This window comes from Sphingomonas sp. Leaf9, assembly GCF_001421355.1.
Lineage (GTDB): Bacteria > Pseudomonadota > Alphaproteobacteria > Sphingomonadales > Sphingomonadaceae > Sphingomonas.
In genome coordinates, this window is sequence record NZ_LMKC01000002.1 from 140811 (window position 1) to 158555 (window position 17745).

General features: G+C 66.7%; 21 protein-coding genes. 13 read left to right on the plus strand and 8 right to left on the minus strand.

Going from position 1 to position 17745, the window contains the following annotated elements; all coding sequences use genetic code 11:
- Window positions 1–183: 183 nt before the first annotated feature.
- The 8 genes from fliA to ASE58_RS04820 form a co-directional block, all read right to left on the minus strand.
- Window positions 184–930 (minus strand): RNA polymerase sigma factor FliA, encoded by a 747-nt coding sequence (fliA, locus tag ASE58_RS04785; protein ID WP_055818389.1) that lies wholly within the window; start codon window positions 928–930, stop codon window positions 184–186.
- Entirely contained in the window at window positions 927–3026 is a 2100-nt protein-coding gene (gene flhA, locus ASE58_RS04790) for a flagellar biosynthesis protein FlhA (protein ID WP_200909318.1), read from the minus strand. The genes fliA and flhA overlap by 4 nt, the downstream gene beginning before the upstream one ends.
- Window positions 3026–3934, minus strand: a complete 909-nt coding sequence (locus ASE58_RS04795) for a hypothetical protein (RefSeq protein WP_055818392.1) — start codon at window positions 3932–3934, stop codon at window positions 3026–3028. The genes flhA and ASE58_RS04795 overlap by 1 nt, the downstream gene beginning before the upstream one ends.
- Window positions 3935–4014: 80 nt before the next feature.
- Complete coding sequence (locus tag ASE58_RS04800) at window positions 4015–4353, minus strand: hypothetical protein (protein ID WP_055818393.1); 339 nt, start codon at window positions 4351–4353, stop codon at window positions 4015–4017.
- Entirely contained in the window at window positions 4340–4648 is a 309-nt protein-coding gene (gene flgM, locus ASE58_RS04805; RefSeq protein ID WP_055758444.1) for a flagellar biosynthesis anti-sigma factor FlgM, read from the minus strand. The genes ASE58_RS04800 and flgM overlap by 14 nt, the downstream gene beginning before the upstream one ends.
- Before the next feature lie 93 nt (window positions 4649–4741).
- The gene (locus tag ASE58_RS04810; RefSeq protein WP_055758448.1) at window positions 4742–5275 is read right to left on the minus strand and encodes a hypothetical protein; all 534 of its coding nucleotides are present in this window, start codon (window positions 5273–5275) and stop codon (window positions 4742–4744) included.
- Window positions 5272–5814 (minus strand): flagellar motor protein MotB, encoded by a 543-nt coding sequence (locus ASE58_RS04815; protein ID WP_235513494.1) that lies wholly within the window; start codon window positions 5812–5814, stop codon window positions 5272–5274. Before ASE58_RS04815 ends, ASE58_RS04810 begins: the two co-directional genes overlap by 4 nt.
- Window positions 5815–5816: 2 nt before the next feature.
- Complete coding sequence (locus tag ASE58_RS04820) at window positions 5817–6470, minus strand: motility protein A (RefSeq protein WP_055818397.1); 654 nt, start codon at window positions 6468–6470, stop codon at window positions 5817–5819.
- A gap of 191 nt (window positions 6471–6661) precedes the next feature.
- On the opposite strand from ASE58_RS04820, the gene flgB reads away from it, so the two are divergent.
- The 13 genes from flgB to ASE58_RS04885 all read left to right on the plus strand — a co-directional run bounded on the left by flgB (window position 6662) and on the right by ASE58_RS04885 (window position 17721).
- The gene (gene flgB / locus ASE58_RS04825; protein WP_055758458.1) at window positions 6662–7012 is read left to right on the plus strand and encodes a flagellar basal body rod protein FlgB; all 351 of its coding nucleotides are present in this window, start codon (window positions 6662–6664) and stop codon (window positions 7010–7012) included.
- Window positions 7013–7016: 4 nt separating this feature from the next.
- Window positions 7017–7424 carry a flagellar basal body rod protein FlgC gene (gene flgC, locus ASE58_RS04830; protein ID WP_082456994.1) on the plus strand — a complete coding sequence of 136 codons (408 nt, stop codon included), beginning with the start codon at window positions 7017–7019 and terminating at the stop codon, window positions 7422–7424.
- Between the two features lie 2 nt (window positions 7425–7426).
- Window positions 7427–8101, plus strand: coding sequence for a flagellar hook assembly protein FlgD (locus ASE58_RS04835; protein WP_055758466.1), 675 nt, complete (start codon window positions 7427–7429; stop codon window positions 8099–8101).
- Between the two features lie 41 nt (window positions 8102–8142).
- Window positions 8143–9450 carry a flagellar hook protein FlgE gene (locus ASE58_RS04840; protein WP_055818399.1) on the plus strand — a complete coding sequence of 436 codons (1308 nt, stop codon included), beginning with the start codon at window positions 8143–8145 and terminating at the stop codon, window positions 9448–9450.
- 214 nt (window positions 9451–9664) lie between these two features.
- Complete coding sequence (locus ASE58_RS04845; RefSeq protein WP_055758472.1) at window positions 9665–10417, plus strand: flagellar basal body rod protein FlgF; 753 nt, start codon at window positions 9665–9667, stop codon at window positions 10415–10417.
- A 12-nt stretch (window positions 10418–10429) separates the two neighbouring features.
- On the plus strand, window positions 10430–11218 hold the full coding sequence (gene flgG, locus ASE58_RS04850; protein WP_055758475.1) for a flagellar basal-body rod protein FlgG: 789 nt from the start codon (window positions 10430–10432) through the stop codon (window positions 11216–11218).
- Window positions 11199–11888: a flagellar basal body L-ring protein FlgH gene (locus ASE58_RS04855; RefSeq protein WP_055818401.1), complete on the plus strand. Its 690-nt coding sequence runs from the start codon at window positions 11199–11201 to the stop codon at window positions 11886–11888. The genes flgG and ASE58_RS04855 overlap by 20 nt, the downstream gene beginning before the upstream one ends.
- An 8-nt stretch (window positions 11889–11896) precedes the next feature.
- On the plus strand, window positions 11897–12988 hold the full coding sequence (locus tag ASE58_RS04860; RefSeq protein ID WP_055818404.1) for a flagellar basal body P-ring protein FlgI: 1092 nt from the start codon (window positions 11897–11899) through the stop codon (window positions 12986–12988).
- 2 nt (window positions 12989–12990) lie between these two features.
- Complete coding sequence (locus ASE58_RS04865) at window positions 12991–13344, plus strand: rod-binding protein (protein ID WP_055818407.1); 354 nt, start codon at window positions 12991–12993, stop codon at window positions 13342–13344.
- Window positions 13341–14678: a flagellar hook-associated protein FlgK gene (gene flgK, locus ASE58_RS04870; RefSeq protein WP_055818409.1), complete on the plus strand. Its 1338-nt coding sequence runs from the start codon at window positions 13341–13343 to the stop codon at window positions 14676–14678. Before ASE58_RS04865 ends, flgK begins: the two co-directional genes overlap by 4 nt.
- Window positions 14679–14686: 8 nt before the next feature.
- Complete coding sequence (locus ASE58_RS04875; protein WP_162233503.1) at window positions 14687–15736, plus strand: flagellin N-terminal helical domain-containing protein; 1050 nt, start codon at window positions 14687–14689, stop codon at window positions 15734–15736.
- A 131-nt stretch (window positions 15737–15867) separates the two neighbouring features.
- Window positions 15868–16731: a flagellar motor stator protein MotA gene (motA, locus tag ASE58_RS04880; RefSeq protein WP_055758486.1), complete on the plus strand. Its 864-nt coding sequence runs from the start codon at window positions 15868–15870 to the stop codon at window positions 16729–16731.
- A gap of 3 nt (window positions 16732–16734) precedes the next feature.
- Window positions 16735–17721, plus strand: a complete 987-nt coding sequence (locus tag ASE58_RS04885) for a flagellar motor protein MotB (RefSeq protein ID WP_055818413.1) — start codon at window positions 16735–16737, stop codon at window positions 17719–17721.
- Window positions 17722–17745 lie beyond the last annotated feature (24 nt).

Consider the following 17745-nt stretch of genomic DNA (forward strand, 5'->3'; position numbering starts at 1 on the left):
AGCCGCTCGCCTACGCTACCCTCCGCCACCCGCTCTTTCCCATCGCCGAACCTCACCGCCCGACGCACCGCCACACCCCCTGCGCAAAACGTGCACGAGTGTGAACTTTGTGAACTTTGGACGCAAAAACGGGGCCGGACTCCCCGTCCGACCCCGCCCAAATACCTGAAACCAAACCGAAACCTATCCGGTCGCCCGCGCCAGCGCCTTTTTCAGCTTCCCATGCGCCGCCTTCTTGATCTGGCAGATGCGCGCCGCGCCGACGCCCAGCACCTGCCCGATTTCCTCGAGGTTCAGTTCCTCGACATAATAGAGCTGAATCACCTGCGCCTCGCGCTCGGGCAGCGCGCCGATCGCGGCGATCAGGGTCTCGCGCAACTGCCCTTCGGCCAGCGCCTCGAACGCATCGGGGCCGTCGTCCATGAACCACGGTGCTTCGTCGGTATAGACGTCGTCGATCGAATCGAACTGCACCGACTGGACATCGGCATAATCGACCCGCAACCGCCCCAGCGGCACGCCCAGCCGGTCGGCGATCTCGGCCGGCACCGGCGCGCGGCCCAGTTCGACGGTCAGGCTCGATACCGCCTTCGCATAGTCGCGCCGCCGCTTCATCGCGCCCCGGCTGATCGTCGCCTGCCGGCGCAGCTCGTCGATCATCGCCCCGCGCAGCCGGGTGGCCAGATACTGCTCGAACGTGACCGTCCCCCGGTCCTCGAACATCGGCACCGCCTCGACCAAGGCGACCAGCCCGACCTGCACCAGATCCTCGACATCGACCATCGTGCTCATATGGCCATGGACGTGCCACGCGATGCGACGGACCAGCGGCAGATGGCGGCGGACGATCGCATCGCCGTCGTTCGGCCTCGCCGTCCGGGTATAGACCGGGACGCTCAGCTCGGGCTGGGGAAAGAAGGGGGCGTTCATGCTGGGATGGCCTCCGGGGCACCGATGACGGCGACGACTTCGACTGCCTTGTCCTCGGGAACTTCGAAGAAGCTCATGACCGGGGTGTCGGGCAGGCAGGTTTTCACGAGCTTGCGGATCGCGACGCGGATCGACGGCTGCACGACCAGCGCGAACGGCTTGGCCTCGGCCATCAGCGGCTGCGCGGCATGGGTCAGCGCGTCGACGATGCGGCGGCCGAGGTCCGGCTCGATCGCATGGCGGCGGCTCGGGTCGTTGCGCATCGCCTGCCCCAGCAGCGCCTCCAGCTGGCCCTCCAGCGTCATGACGCGCAGCGGCTCGCGCACGCCGCACAGCTTCTGGATGATGAGCGCGCCCAGCTCCGGCCGGATCAGCTCGACGATCTCGTCGGCATCCTGCGTTCGCTGGGCGACCACGACGATGGCGGCGGCGATACGGCGGAATTCCTTGAGCGTAATATTCTCGGCCAGCAGCGCACGCAGCACCTGCGTCAGCGTGGTCAGCGACAGCGGGTTGGGGCACAGCGCCGCGACCAGGTTGGCGGCACGGTCCTTGAGGCCATCGAGCAGCGACTGCACTTCGTCCGGGCCCAGCAGCTCGGTCGCGTTGACGGTCAGGACGTGGTTCAGATGGGTGGCGATCACGGTCCCGGCATCGACGACCAGATAGCCCGCACCGGTCGCCGCATCGGCATCGCCCGGCTGGATCCAGATCGCATCGAGGCCGAAGGTCGGGTCCTTCGCGGTTTTGCCTTGCAGCAGCCCGCCGACCGCCTGTCCGGTGTCGAGCGCCAGCATCTCGGTCGCCGATGCCATGTCCTCGCCGACGACCACGCCGCCGATCGAGATGCGATAGGTATAGGGGGCAAGGTTGATGTCGTCGCGCACCTTCACCTGCGGCACGACGAAGCCCAGTTCCTTGGACAGCTGGCGGCGGACCCCGGTGATCCGGCTCATCAGCGGTGCGCCCTTGCGCTCGTCGACCAGCGGCACCAGGCCGTATCCGATGTCGAGCATGATGTGGCAGGTGTCGGCCACTTCCTCCCAGCCGATCTTCGACAGGTCGGCGGCTTCGGGCAGTGCCTCGACCGGCGGCGGGGGCGGGGGGGCGTTCTTCTGCTTGGCGAGCTTCCACGATGCGAAGCCGGCGATGCCGGCGGCGGGTGCCAGCACCAGGAACGGCATCCCTGGCAGCATCGCCAGCAGCCCCAGGATACCGGCGACCGGTGCCCAGGTGCGGTGCGACGCGAACTGGCTGCCGATCTGTCCGGCCAGGTCCTGTTGCGAGGTGGAGGTGACGCGGGTGACGATGGCGGCGGCGGCGATCGACAGCAGCAGCGAAGGGACCTGCGCAACCAGCGCGTCGCCGATCGCCAGCAGCACATAGGTCTGCGCCGCCTGTCCGACCGCCATCTGGTGGCTGACGACGCCCAGGATCAGGCCGCCGACGATATTGATCGCGAGGATCAGCAGGCCGGCGACCGCATCGCCCTTCACGAACTTCGACGAACCGTCCATCGCGCCATAGAAATCGGCTTCGGCGCCGGTCTCGATGCGCTTGTTGCGGGCTTCGTCGGGGGTGATCAGGCCGGCGTTCAGGTCGGCGTCGATCGCCATCTGCTTGCCGGGCAGCGCGTCGAGGGTGAAGCGCGCCGACACTTCGGACACGCGGCCCGCGCCCTTGGTCACCACGATCATGTTGATGATGATCAGGATCGAGAAGACGAAGAGACCGACGACATAGTCGCCGCCGATCAGGAAGGTGCCGAACGCCTCGATGACATGGCCCGCCGCCGCTTCGCCCTCATGGCCGTGGACCAGCACGACGCGGGTCGATGCGACGTTCAGGCCGAGGCGGAACAGCGTCGCGAACAGCAGCACGGTCGGGAAGGCGGAGAAGTCGAGCGGCTTCTGCGCGTTGAGCGCCACCATCAACACCGCGATCGAGATCATGATGTTCATGACGAAGAAGATGTCGAGCATGAACGCCGGGATCGGCACGACCATCAGCAGCACGAGCAGCAGGATGGCACCGGGCAGCGCCGACCCGCGCAGCGCGGGCAGGATGCTCTTGGGATTGCTCAGGATCGCCTGCATCATGCGTTACCCAGATTGGCGAGGATCGAATAGGCGAGCCGCGCCGATTCAGGGGTCGGGCGATAGAGCGAGGCCAGCTGTGCCGGGTTCGCCGCCGCGTCGCCGCCACGGCTGCGCACGACGTTCAGATTGGCGAGGGTGGTGGTCAGCCACGCCGCGTCGCCGCCCTGCGCCTCGTTCCCCATGATGACGTCGCCGTCGAAGCCGTTCATCAGGACGGCGGGCTGCATCCGGTTGACCGGGAAGCCGCCCTGCATTTCGGTCATGCCGACCCCGCTGCCGCCGCCGGCCTTCGCCCCGCGATCCAGCTTGGCGGCCATCTTGTCGTAGATTTCGGCGAGCGAGCGCGGCTGGCCGCCGGCACCGTAGAAGATCGAGCGGTTGGCGCGGGCAGCGGCGGGGAACATGTCCGCCGCCGACCGATCCGGATTGCTCTGCATCGAGGTCAGGAAATGGCGCGCACCGCCCAGCCCCAGGAAATGCGCCATATACAGGTCGGCGCCGGTCGCGCTGCGGCCCAGCGCGCTCTCCAGCGCGGTTTTGTTGTCGGCGGCATGTTCGGCGGCCATCAGCGACGATGCCTGCGGGTCGCTGCGCAGTTGCAGGATCGCGCGGCGCGTGGCCGGGTCGGCCACATAATAGCGGCCGTTGCTGCCCTGGCGGATGCTGTCGGCGGCCCAGCCCATGCCGTGCTCGGCACCATGCGCCTTCACCACGCCCAGCCAGCTCTGCTCGACGAACTGATAGAGGCCGGTCGCGGTCGAGGTGCCGGCGCGTGCGTTGGTCTGCAGGCCGCTTTCGACCTGTGCCTGGCCCAGCAGGAAATTGAAATCGACACCTGTCCGCGCGCTCGCCTTCGCGATCGCGCTGTGGACATAGGATCGGGATTCTACCGGAACGACACTCATCGGGCTATGCTCTGCTTCCCCTGTTCAGGAGGGAGCACAGCAAGCGTCGTGCCAGTTCGGGATTCGTCGCGGTGGCGCGTTCAGCGATACGCCGCTGCGGCCATGCGCTGCGGCGAGGCGGCAATGCCTGGCCGGTATGCCGGCAATCTGCCGCCGGCCAGCTGGTCGATCCGCCGGCGGACATTGGCCGCCATCAGGTTGACGTAGATGCGCGCGGTCTCGTTCAGCCGCTGCGCCTCGCGTGCCAGCGTTTCCAGCTCGGCGTCGAGCGGCAGGTCGTCATTGGCGGCAACCGCCTCAATCCCCTTCAGCTTCATCGCCGTGGCGGTTTCCAGTGCGGTCACATCGTTGGTCTGCAGCGCCGCGATTTCGGCGTGCAGGCTGTCGATGATCTGGATCAGCGCATCACGCCGGTTCATTGCTGTTCCAATCGAGTTTCAGGGCGATGAGCCGGTCGGCGATGGTGGCGGGCGACAAGGGGAAGCGGCCCTCTGAAATCGCTTTGCGGATCGTCGCTACCCGGTCGGTATCGACCGGTGGCGACGACGACATCGCCTGTGCGGTGGTCCCGCTCGCCAGCAGCGATACGCCGCTCTTGGCGGGCGTCGCATCCTGTGGCGCCTGTGGCGTTTCGGTGCGTGTCTGCCCGTCGGTACGCGCGACACCGCGCCCACCGATCGAAGAAACCAGCCTTGATCCGACAGAATCCACCATGTCCCCGTCCTTTGCGAACTGCTGACATGAGGAGAAACGGCGGCATCCCGAACTTCTTTAGCAAAAATTACTGGGAGATTATTTTTTCGGGAATCAGCCGGTGAAGCCCGGCAGCGCGGCCCGGCCCGATTCCAGTGCGATCGCCTGGATCGGCGGCTTGGCCGGGTCGATCTTCACCATCAACCGACCCCCCACCGGCGCATCGCCCATCGCCACGCCGTCACGGGTGATCGAAAAGCCGGGCGCGCCGGCCTCCACCATGATCGGGTCGCCGCGGCGGATGACCGGTTCGGGCTTGGCGGCGACGACCGCTGCCGGTGCCGCGGCGGGGCGTTCGGGCGCCACGCGGGTCAGGCGGCGGACGGGCACATAGACTTTCCAGGTCGGTGCCATGCAGCTGATGACCACCGCATCCTGCCGGTCGGACAGCCAGCCGAACTGCGGCATCGGACAGCGCGCCAGCTTCAGCCGGGGATCGACCGGCATCTGCGCGCCGCCGTCCATGCCGATGCTGGCCCCGGTGAACTGCACCACCGCCTCGTCGAGCTGCGCGGTCGACTGGAATGTCTGCGCGACCGCCGCGGGGGCGGCGAGCAGCAGTGCGGCGAACAGGCTGTAACGGATCATTTCTCTGCTCCATCGGCAGGGGCGGCAAGCGGGGCTTGCCGGTCGGCAACGGCTTGCCGCTCACCGGCAAAGCCCAGGTCGATGAACACGCCGCGCCCGCCGGTGCCGGGCGGGGCGAAGGCGATCTGTGCGGGCGTTGCAGCACCTTCGCGGACCAGCAGCGCGGCCACGGCACGCGCCCGGTCGGTGGCGAGGATCGCGGCGCTGCCGCTCGCGGGGTCTACGTCACCATCGGTGCCGCCGGTCAGCGTGACGGCGATCCGCCGGTCGGCCGCCGCGCCACGTACGAAATCGACGCTGCTCGCGGTGCCGGCGGGCAGGGCGGCGGAGCCGGCGGCAAAGCCGTCGATCACCGCGCGGTCGACCGTCATCGGGATCGGCTGGGCATCGAACCCGGCCCGGATACCGGCGGTCAGCGCGCGTTTGTCGACCGCCTGTGCGGCCTGCAGGAACACGAAGAACCCGACCAGCAACAGCGACAGGTCGGCAAGGGTGGTCAGCCATAGCGGGCGACCGGGGGCGGTATCGAAACGGTTCATTCTCATTCTGCAGCCTCCCGGAATTGTGGGCGCTCGCGCCTGGCGAGCGCGACCAAAGGTGCCTCGAACCGGGCACGTTCGAATGCTTCGGCACGGGCCAGACGACGCAGCCGTCCGGCGATCGGCATGCCGACCAGCGCGGCCAGCACCGCGCCGTAGAGCGTCGACAGCAGCGCGATCGCCATCGCCTGCCCGATCGCGGTCGGATCGGTCATCGCCATGAACATCCGCACCAGCCCGACCAGCGTGCCGACCATGCCCAGCGCCGGCGCCAGTTCGGCGATGGCGGCCCACATGTCGGCGGCCGCAAGGTGGCGTTCGGCGCGGGATTCGTTGCGATGGCGCAGCGTCGCGGCCACGCCTTCCGGCCCGGTGCCGTCGACGATCGCGGCGATGGCATCGGCAATGTCGGGATCGGCGATCCGCGACCGGTCGAGCGACATCACGCCGTGATTTTTGGCGATACGACCCAGCGCGGCGATCTGGGTCAGCCCGTCGCCGGCCGAAAAGGGGCGTCGGCCGATAACGGCAAGCGCGCGGATCGCGCGGCCGAGGTCGCCCGGCGGTGTGCGGATCAGCAGCGCGAACACGGTGCCGCCGACCACGAAGGCGGCGGCGACCGGATCGGCATAGGGGGCGAGCACGGAAGCATCCATGCCCGCTTCCCTGCAAACACGGTGCCAGTTTTGCGGCGGCAAGCGATTGCCGGCCGCGGTTGCCGTTTGCCGGTAGCGTGCGGCAACGCGGCCGATTTGCAGATCGGCGAAGGCGCTGGCGTGAAATTGGCACGCCCTTTGCTGTGATCCCGTGTGACGCGCATCCGGCGCGCCGACTTTGGGATCGTCCGATGGCCGACAATGCTCTGTTCGGGATACACGGCACCGCGCTGCAGGTGCGGGCGCAGCGCATGGGCATGCTCGCATCGAACATCGCCAATGCCTCGACGCCGGGGTTCAAGGCAAAGGATGTCGACTTCCGCGCGGCGCTGGCCGGTGTCGAGCAGGGCGGCAATGTCGACCGCTCGATCGACAGCAACACGCTCTATCGCCGGCCGCTGCAGCCCTCACTCGACGGCAATACCGTCGAACTGGTCACCGAACAGACCGCCTTTGCCGAGAACGCCGTGGCGTACCAGACGACGCTGGCGTTCCTGAACGGCCGCATCTCCACCATCACCCGCGCGCTGAAGGGGGAATAAGCCCATGCCCGCACCCATGAGCATCTTCGAAGTATCGGGACGCGCCATGTCGGCGCAGCTGATCCGGATGAACACCACCGCTTCGAACCTGGCCAATGCCGGGGCGGTGTCGACGACTGAGGCGGGCGCCTATCGCACGATGAAGCCGGTGTTCCGCACCAGCTTCGATGCGGCGAGCGGCCTTGCCACGGTCGACGCGGCACAGGTGGTGACGGCGGGCGAGGCACCGTCCAAGCGCCACGACCCCGGCAACCCGCTGGCCGATGGCGAGGGGAATGTGTGGGAAGCGGCTGTCGATGAACCGCGCGAGCTGGTCGACATGCTCGATGCCGCCCGCACCTATCAGAACAATGTCGAGGTGATGTCGACCGCCAAGTCGCTCATCACCGAAACGCTCCGGCTGGGACGCTGATCATGACCACCACCGCCATCCAGAACATTCCGACGGTCAAGGGCGCCAGCGACGCCTCGGCCAAGGCAAAGCTCGGCCAGCGCTCGCTGGGGCAGGACGATTTCCTGCGCCTGATGACCGCGCAGCTGCAATATCAGGACCCGTTCAACCCGACCGACAATACCCAGATGGTCGGGCAGATGGCGCAGATGTCGTCGTTGTCGGGCATTACCGAAATGACCTCGACGCTCAAGACGCTGGCGAACCGACTGGCCGGCAGCGGGACGAGCGACGCGGTTTCGTGGATCGGGAAGGCGGTGCTGACCGATGGCGCCACCGCGACCGCCGACAGCAAGGGCAATGTCACCGGCGCGGTCGAACTCGACAAGGATGCCGCGCAGGTGAAGGTCGAGATCCGCGACGCCGAAGGCAACCTTGCCCGCGCGGTGTCGCTGGGCGCGCAGCCCGCCGGCCTGGTCGATTACCAGTGGGACGGGAAGACCGATGCAGGCACCGCCGCCGGCGCCGGCCCCTACACCATCAGTGTCGCGGCGACCGATGCCGGCGGACAGGTGGTGAAGGCCCGCAACCTCGCCTGGGCGGGGGTATCCTCCGTCATGCCCAATGGCGGCAAGCCGATGCTCACGCTCACCAGCGGCGAGCAGGTGCTGGCCGACACCGTTCGCAAGATCGCCTGATTTCCACCCTCTTCATCTGAATTTTCGCAGGAGCAACCCGCATGTCCTTCTATACTTCGCTGTCCGGTCTGAAGGCCTCGCAGGTCGACATGGCGTCGATCTCGCACAACCTCGCCAACGTCGGTACGACCGGCTTCAAAAAGAGCCGCGCCGAATTCGCCGACGTGATCGCATCCAACCTGTCGGTCGCACCGACGCAGATGGTCGGGTCGGGTACCGTGGTAAAGGGCAACCGCCAGCAGTTCGGCGAGGGCAACCTGGTCCAGTCGTCCTCATCGCTCGACATCGCGATCGCCGGTGACGGCTTCTTCGCACTGAAGCCCGATCCCACGAAGGATGGCCTGACCTTCACCCGCAACGGCTCGCTGCGCGTCGATGCCAACCAGTTCGTCACCGATGCGCAGGGCGCACGGTTGCAGGTTTATCCGGTCGACGGGTCGGGCAATGTCGTGTCGACCACCCGCGGGTCGCTCACCGATCTGGTACTGAACGAAACCTCCGGCAAGCCGAAGGGTACCGAGAAGGTCAGCATTGACCTCAACCTCAATGCACGTTCGGTCAAGCCGGCGACGGCCAAGTTCGATCGCTTCGATGCCACCAGCTACAACGAGGCGCTCACGACGGTCGTCTATGACGGCGCGGGCAACCCGATGACGATGACCACGTACATGGTCCGTACGACCGACCCCGACGATAACCCGAATGATCTGTCGAGCACGTGGGAAGCATATAGCTTCGTCGGCGACGCTAAGATGGAAAAAGGCGGTACGCGAGCAAACGGCAATACCCCGGCAATTCCCGGCACGCAGCCAGTGACCATCAGCTTCGACAGCACCGGTAAGCTCTCTGGCGCCATCAGCACGACGTTCGATTCGTTCATGCCGGCCAGCGGCGTCGCCCAGCAGCAGATCACGCTGACGTTCCCGACCACCACGGCGGCGACGACCAAGCCGTTCAAGGTCGACACACAGACGCAGGACGGCATCGCCGTCGGCCGGTTGCAGGGCGTGACGATCAACGAAAAGGGCATCGTCACCGCCAGCTACTCGAACGGCGATACCAAGGCGCTGGGCCAGGTCGCGATCGTCAACTTCTCGAACTCGGCCGGCCTGCGCCAGATGGGCAACAGCAATTGGCAGGCGACCGGCCTGTCGGGCGATCCCAGCTTTGCCAGCTCGGGCGAGAACGGCGCGGGTTCGCTGATGTCGGGCATGATCGAAGGGTCGAACGTCGACATTACCGAGGAACTGGTCAGCCTGATCGCCGCACAGCGCAACTTCCAGGCGAACTCGAAGGCGCTCGACACCTCGAACCAGATCACGCGGTCGATCCTCGACCTGCGGGCCTGATAAGCCTGTCTGAAAACGCGCGAAAGCGCGCGTTTTGAGGCGGTACCGGCCCGCTCCCCCACCCGGCCACCCATCGAGGATACCGTGTGGGTGGCCGGGTGGGGGAGCGGGCTGGTGCCGCAAAATGCGTCTCTACGCATTTTCGAACGGGTTCTAACCCATGAAACTGGCATGACCCTTGCTGTGAGGCAGGGGTCATAGTTGGGAGGTTTCGATGGACCGGCTGGTCTACACCGCAATGTCGGGGATGCGTGGCCACATGGCGTCGCAGGCGACGATCGCGAACAACATCGCGAACGCCTCGACGATCGGGTATCGCGCGGACAAGGTGGATTTCGAGCAGTTGTTGCTGAAGGGCAAGAACGGCGAACTCGAAACCCGCTCGCCCTCTTCCGAAGAGGTGCGCGACATGGACCGCCGGGCCGGCGCGATCCTCGCCACCGGCCGCCCGCTCGACATCGCGATGGAAGGCGACAGCTGGATGGCGGTGCAGGGCCTCGATGGCACCGAAGCCTATAGCCGGCGCGGCGACCTGCAGGTTTCTGCCGCCGGCACGCTGGAGACCGGCGATCGCTTGCCGGTCATGGGTGCCGCCGGGCCGATCACCGTGCCGCCGTACCAGTCGATCTCCATCACGGCCGATGGCCGGGTGATGATCGTGCCGCAGGGCGCGGCACCGGGCACGCCGGACCAGGAAATCGGACAGATCAAGCTGGCGAGCACCGCCGGCAGCCAGACGGTCAAGGGCATCGACAACCTGCTGCATGTGCGCGGCGGCGGCGTCCTGCCCGGCGACATGACCGCCAAGGTGCGCTCGGGCGCGCTGGAACAATCGAACGTCAACATGACGCAGGCGCTGGTCGACATGATCGAGAACCAGCGGTCCTACGAAGTGCAGGCGGGCATGCTGAAGCAGGCGAAGGAGATGGATGAATCCTCCGCCAACCTGATGCGCGTCCAGAGTTAAGGGGAAGACACGATGGCCAATGCCGCACTCCATATCGCCCGCACCGGGTTGGACGCGCAGGACACGCGGATGCGTGTCATCTCGAACAACCTGGCGAACGTCAACACGACCGGGTTCAAGCGCGACCGCGCCTCGTTCGAGGCGCTGAGCTACCAGATCGTCACCGCGCAAGGTGCCGCCTCAACCGCTGAATCGCGTTATGCAACCGGGCTGAACCTCGGCACCGGCGTGAAGGTGCAGGGGACCGCCAGCATCCAGACGCAGGGGTCACTGTCGTCGACCGGCAACACGCTGGACGTCGCGCTGGAAGGCGATGGCTATTTCCAGGTGCAGCTGCCCGGCGGGCAGCTGGGCTATACCCGCGCCGGCAATTTCAGCCGCTCGCCGCAGGGGATGCTGGTCACCACCGAAGGCTATCAGGTGATGCCCGGCATTACCCTGCCGGAAGGGGCGACCTCGATCACCATCGGCGGCGACGGCACGGTCAGCGCGACCATCCCGAACCAGACCGAAGCGACGCCGATCGGCCAGATCCAGGTGTCGACCTTCGCCAATTCGGCAGGGCTGCAACCGGTCGGCGACAATTTCCTGATCGAAACCGGCGCATCGGGTGCCGCGCAGACCGGCGTCGCCGGCCTCGATGGCCGCGCCCGCATCCGGCAGGGGATGCTAGAAGGATCGAACGTCAACGTCGTCGAGGAACTCGTCGACATGATCGAGACGCAACGCGCCTACGAGGTCAATTCCAAGATGATCTCGGCCACCGATGAAATGCTGAAATATGTCAACCAGAACATCTGACGCCGCGCGCGCCCTCGCGCTCGCCTCGGTCGTGCTGGCGGCAATGCCGGCAACCGCCCGCCCGCTGTTCGGCAGGAAATTGCCGCCCGAGGATTATTCGGCATCACGCCCTGCGCCGCCGATGACCCCGGTCGTCGCGACCGGCGCGATCTTCCAGGTCGATCAGGGCTATGCCGCGCTGTACGAAGGCTGGCGTGCGAAGAAGGTCGGCGACCCGCTGACCATCGTGCTGGTCGAACGCACCAGTGCGTCGAAGTCGGCCGGGTCCAAGCTGGACAGCGGCGGCGGCTTCGGCATCACCCCGCCGTCGGTCGGGCCGCTGTCGTTCGATCCGAACATCGCGTCGGCATCGGGCAAGCGCAATTTCGGCGGTACGGGCACGGCGGATCAGACCAACGCGCTGTCGGGCGAACTGTCGGTGACCGTCGCCGAAGTCTATCCCAACGGCACGATGCTGGTGCAGGGGCGCAAGCAGGTCACGCTCAATCGCGGCGACGAATTCGTCGCGATCAAGGGCATCGTGCGCGTCGCCGATGTCGATGCCAACAACCGCGTGCCGTCGACCCGCGTCGCCGATGCCCGCATTTCCTACACCGGCAAGGGCGATGTCGCCCGCGCCAGCCGGCAGGGGTGGCTCAGCCGCTTCTTCCAGGTCGTCAGCCCGTTCTAGGACCGCCCATGCGCCTGCTGCTCGCCATCTTCGCCGCCTTCCTGATGATCCAGCCCGCTGCTGCGGAGCGGGTCAAGGACCTCGGCCGTTTCCAGGGCATCCGGTCCAACCAGCTGACCGGCTACGGCATCGTCGTCGGCCTGCCCGGCACCGGCGACGACAATCTGGAATATACCGTGCAGTCGGTGAAGGCGATCACGTCGCGCATGGGGCTGCAGCTGCCGCAGGGGATCAATCCCGGCCTGAAGAACGCGGCGGTGGTGATGATTACCGCCGAACTGCCCGCCTTTGCCAAGCCTGGCCAGCGGATCGACGTCACCGTCGCCTCGATGGGCAAGGCAAAATCCCTTCGAGGGGGTGCGCTGGTGATGACCCCGCTGATGGGTGCCGACGGACAGATCTATGCGATGGCGCAGGGTAACCTGGCGGTCGGCGGCCTGGGGGCGGAAGGTGCCGATGGCTCGAAGATCGTGGTCAACATTCCCTCGGCCGGCCGCATTCCCGACGGGGCGACGGTCGAGCGCACCGTCGACACCGGCTTTGCCACCGCGCCCACGCTGACCTTCAATCTGGCGCAGGCTGATTTTACCACGGCGCAGAATGTCGCGGGTGCGATCAACCGCCGCTTCGGCGCCGGCACCGCCACCGCGATCGACGCGGTGTCGGTGGCGATGCGCGCGGCGCCGGGGGCCGATACCCGGTCGATGCTGATGAGCGAGGTCGAGAATTTGCCGGTACAGCCCGCCGAGACGGCGGCGCGCGTCATCGTCAACGCTCGCACCGGCACGGTCGTCATCAATTCGGCAGTGCGCGTGTCGCCCTCGGCCGTGACGCATGGTAAGCTCACCGTGAAGATCGACGAGAACCAGCGCATCAGCCAGCCCGCCCCCTTGAGCCAGGGCCAGACCGCCGTCGAACAGAAGAGCGGCGTGACCGTCGAGCAGGAGGTCAAGCCGATGTTCCTGCTCGATCCCGGTCCCAAGCTGGCCGATGTGGTGAAGGCGATCAACGCGATCGGCGCGTCGCCCGCCGATCTGGTCGCGATCCTCGAGGCGCTGAAGGAATCGGGTGCGCTCAAGGCCGAACTGGTGGTCCTGTGAGCATGATCGGCGCGACGACCGGCATCGGGGTCGACACCAGCCGCACCGGTACCAAGGAGAACCTGAAGGCCGCGGGCGAACGGTTCGAGGCGGTCTTCACCGGCATGATGCTGAAATCGATGCGCCAGGCGAAGCTGGCGGACGGCCTGTTCGAAAACAAGGCCGCCGGCCAGTTCCGCGACATGTGGGACCAGAAGGTCGCAGAGAGCATGGCAGTCACCACGCCGCTAGGCATTGGCAAGGCAATGACCGAGTTTTTGGCCAAGGCGCAGAAGGTTAACGAGGCGGATACCGCCAATTCGACGCAAAGTCCGTCGCAAGCTGCCGTTAACTCCTCCGAAGGGAAGAGCGGATGAGCGACCTGCTGTCGATCGGCGCGAGCGGGGTCAGGGCGTACCAGTCGGCGCTGACCACGACGTCGGATAACATCGCGAATGCCGGCACCACCGGCTATGTCCGCCGCACGACCTCGCTGGCCGAGATCGGGGTCGGATCGTCGGTCCAGCTGACCGGCAGCGGCGTGACCGTTGCCGGCATTTCGCGTTCCGCCGACATGTTCCGGTCGGCCGATGTGCGCCAGACCACGTCCGACGTATCGCGGAGCGACGGCGGCATCGTGTGGATGACCCGGATCGAGGACGCGCTGGGCAGCCGTGCGCTGACCACGCGGATGACCGCCTTCTTCAACGCAGGTACCACCCTGTCGGCCGATCCGTCGGCGGACGCGCCGCGCCGGGCGATGCTGGAGGAGGCGGAAAGCGTCGCCCAGTCGTTTTCGGGCACGGTCAAGGCGCTGGACGATGCGTCGGTCAATCTCGACCAGACCGCCGTCAATGCTGCTGAAAAGATCGGCAACAACGCCGCTGCGCTGGCCCGGATCAACGATGGCCTGGCGCGCGTGGCGCGCGGATCGGTGGGCGAGGTGCAGCTGCTCGACCAGCGCGACCGCATGCTCGATGAGATGAGCGAGCTGATCGACATCGACGTGCAGTTCGATCCCGTAGGCCGGGTGACGGTGCGCGCCGGCGGGGGCGACACGCCGCCGCTGGTCCACGGTATAAAGGCATCGACCGTGCGCATGTGGCGCGACGAAACCAGCAACCTGCCGGTGTTCGCCGCGATGCGCGATGGCAAGGAAACCGTGCTGTCGCCGCGCGGCGGATCGACGGCGGGCATGATCGACGGGGCGCAGCGCATCAACGAGATGCGTTCGCAGGTCGTCGATCTGGCGACCTCGTTCGTCACCGGCGTCAACGGTGCGTTCGCCGCCGGCGAGGATGCGAAGGGCAATACCGGCGCCGGCAATGCGATGTTCGCGATCGATGCGAGCGGGCGTGTCACGCGGCTGTTCGACGACCCCAGCAAAATCGCGGCGGCAACGGTCGGCAAGGGGCCGCGCGACAGCGGCAACCTGGCCGTGCTGGCCGAGGCGCGGCGCACCGGAGCGTTCGAAACCAAGGTCGTCGCGCTGCAATCGAGCAACGGGTCGGCGCTGGCCGCGCGCAAGACCGTGTCCGACGCACAGGGCGCGATCCGCGATTCCGCCGTCGATGCGCGCGATGCGTCGTCGGGCGTCAACCTGGATCAGGAAGCGGTCAACCTGATGCGGTTCCAGCAGGCCTATCAGGCGTCGAGCCGCGTGATCCAGGTCGCGCGCGAAACGCTCGATACGATTCTCGCGATCCGATAGGACGTATGATGCAGATTTCCACCGCCAGCTTCTACAACCGCTCCGCTGCACAGATGTCGCGGCTGAACGCCGATCTCAACCGGTATCAGACCGAGATGACGACGAAGAAGCTGAACGTCGCGTCGCAGGATTCGACCGCGTGGATGATGCTGGGCGGGATCAAGAAGGACGACGCGGATTCGACCGCGTTTCGCTCCAACATCACCTTGTCGCGCGGGTTGCTGGCGCAGGCCGATACCGCGCTTGGCAATGTCGACGACCGGCTGGTGCGCGTGCGCGAACTGGCGACGCGCGCGGGCAGCGAGACGCTGAACGACAAGGACCGCGTGTCGATCGCGACCGAACTGGGGCAGCTGCGCGAAGGGTTGCTGGCGCTGGCCAATACCCGCGATGTGCGCGGCCATGCGATCTTCGGCGGGGTGGGCGACGTCGCCTTTGCCAAGGATGCCGACGGGGCGATCAAATATACCGGCATCGACGCGACCGGGGCGACCGTGGTCGACATCGACGCGACCGCACGCATCCGCATCGGCGATGCGAGCGAGATTCAGGTCGGCATCGATGGCAGCCGCGTCTTCGGCGGTGCCACCGGCACGACCGATATCTTCAAGCTGATCGACGACCTGAAGGCGGCGATGGAAATGCCGCTGACCGATCCGGTGACGACCGGTGGTGCGACAGGCACGGGCGGCACCACGGGGGGAACGACCGGCGGGATCGGCACCGGCACGACCGACCCGGCGGTGCCGTTCGATGCGGATGCGGCGCGGAGCAAATATGCGCTGGCGATCAATTCGGCGCTGGGCAAACTCAATACGGCCGAGGCGCAGATCACGTCGGCACGCGCAGCCAACGGCGCGCGGGCGGCGCGGCTGGAGATCGAATCGAGCCAGCTCGAATCGGTCGGCATCGACCGCGAAGAGGCGCGCAGCTCGCTGGAGGACGTCGACATCGCGACGATGACGGTCCAGTTCCAGAAGACGCTGACCATCCTGAACGCAACGCAGGCGACGATCTCGAAGCTCGCGAACCTGTCGCTTTTCAATTATTTGAAATGATCGCCCGCGACCCGGCCTGACCCAATTCGGTGGCCGGTAACGATTTCTCGACGTCTGTCGCGCAAAAGGGGGATCACATGACGCGCCGCGACCGGCGGGGCGCCATTTCGTAACCCAGGGGCAAGCGCCATATGTTTCCGGCCATCGGCTTCGTCGTCCTTATCGCCATGGTGTTCGGCGGGTTCGCCTTCACCGGCGGTTCGCTCGGTCCCGTGCTGCACGCCCTGCCGCACGAAATGCTCATCATCGGCGGGGCCGCCGTCGGCGCGCTCATCATCGGCAATTCGGGCCGCGAGCTGAAGGGCATGGGCAGCGGCTTCATGAAGGTGCTGAAGGGGCCGAAGTACAAGAAGCAGGATTATCTGGACGCGATCTTCCTGGTGTCGAAGCTGATGAAGATGCTGCGCGCCGAAGGGCCGATCGCGCTCGAACCGCATGTCGAGGACCCGAAATCGTCGTCGGTGTTCAACGAATATCCCCGGTTGATGAAGGACCATACGCTGGTCAACCTGATCGCCGATACGCTGCGCCTGATCGTCGTGTCGTCGGGCACGCTGGACGTGCACGCGGTCGAGGAGGTCATGGACAACGCCATCAAGACCCACCACCACGAGGAACAGGGTCCGCAGGCGACGTTGCAGGGCCTGGCCGACGCGCTGCCGGCACTTGGCATCGTCGCCGCCGTGCTGGGCGTGGTGAAGACGATGGGATCGATCGACAAGCCGCCGTCGATCCTGGGCGGGATGATCGGGTCGGCGCTGGTCGGCACGTTCCTCGGCATTCTGCTCGCCTATGGTCTTGTCGGGCCGCTGGCCGGGCGGTTGCAGCAGGTGATCGACGCGGATGCCGCCATCTATCATGTGGTCAAGCAGATCATCATCGCCTCGCTCCACGGCCATCCGCAGCCGCTGGTCATCGAAGCGGCGCGATCGGGCATCGCGCATCACAACCAGCCGGGGTTCGCCGAAGTGTTCGACGGCCTGCGCGGACGCTGATCCATGGCGCGCGCACCGCACGGCAACAACCAGCCGCCGCCCGTCATCATCGTCAAGAAGATCATCGCCGAGGGCCATGGCGGCCATCACGGCGGTGCGTGGAAGGTCGCCTATGCCGATTTCGTGACGGCGATGATGGCCTTCTTCCTGCTGATGTGGCTGCTGGGCGCGACGACCGAGAAGCAGCGCAAGGGGCTGGCCGATTTCTTCGCGCCGACGCTGGTCACGGTGAAGGCCGGGTCGGCGGGGTCGAACGGGCTGTTCGGCGGCGAATCGATCGTCGACCAGGACAATTACCCGCATCGCGCGGCGCAGACCGGTACCCGGTCGCTGACCATTCCGGCCGATTCCAGCGGTGGTGCCAAGGAAGGGGCGGGCGACAAGGGTCGGTTGAAGAACAAGGCCGAACTGACCGCCGCCGACAAGAAGGCGTTCGAACAGGTCAAGCGCGATTTGGCGCGCAAGCTCGCGAGCAATGCCGACCTGCGCAAGCTGTCGCGCAACGTCCGGTTCGTGCCGACGCGCGACGGCGTGCGGATCGATCTGGTCGACAATGCCGATTATTCGATGTTCGCGCTCGGCACGACGGCGCTGGCGCCCGAGGCGGCCAAGCTGATGACGATGATCGCGCAGACGGTCAGCGACCTGCCGAACACGATCATGATCCGCGGGCATACCGATGCCGTCGCCTATGGCCGGCCGCAGGACATGAACAACTGGATGCTGTCGTCGGGCCGCGCGGAGGCGACGCGCCGTCGCCTCGCGATGGGCGGGGTCGGCGAGCGCCGGTTCGAACGGATCGAGGGCGTGGCCGACCGCGAACCGATGATCGTCAAGGACCCGTACGACCCGCGCAACCGCCGCGTCGCGATCACCCTGCTGTATCAGGCGACGCCGGGCTTTGGCGGCGCGCGCATGGCCAGCGTCGACAGTACCCCCGCCGACCGCGCCGACGTGCCGCGTCCGGGCCGGGAAATGCCGGCGCATTGAGCCAGTCGACTCCCCGCCCTCTCC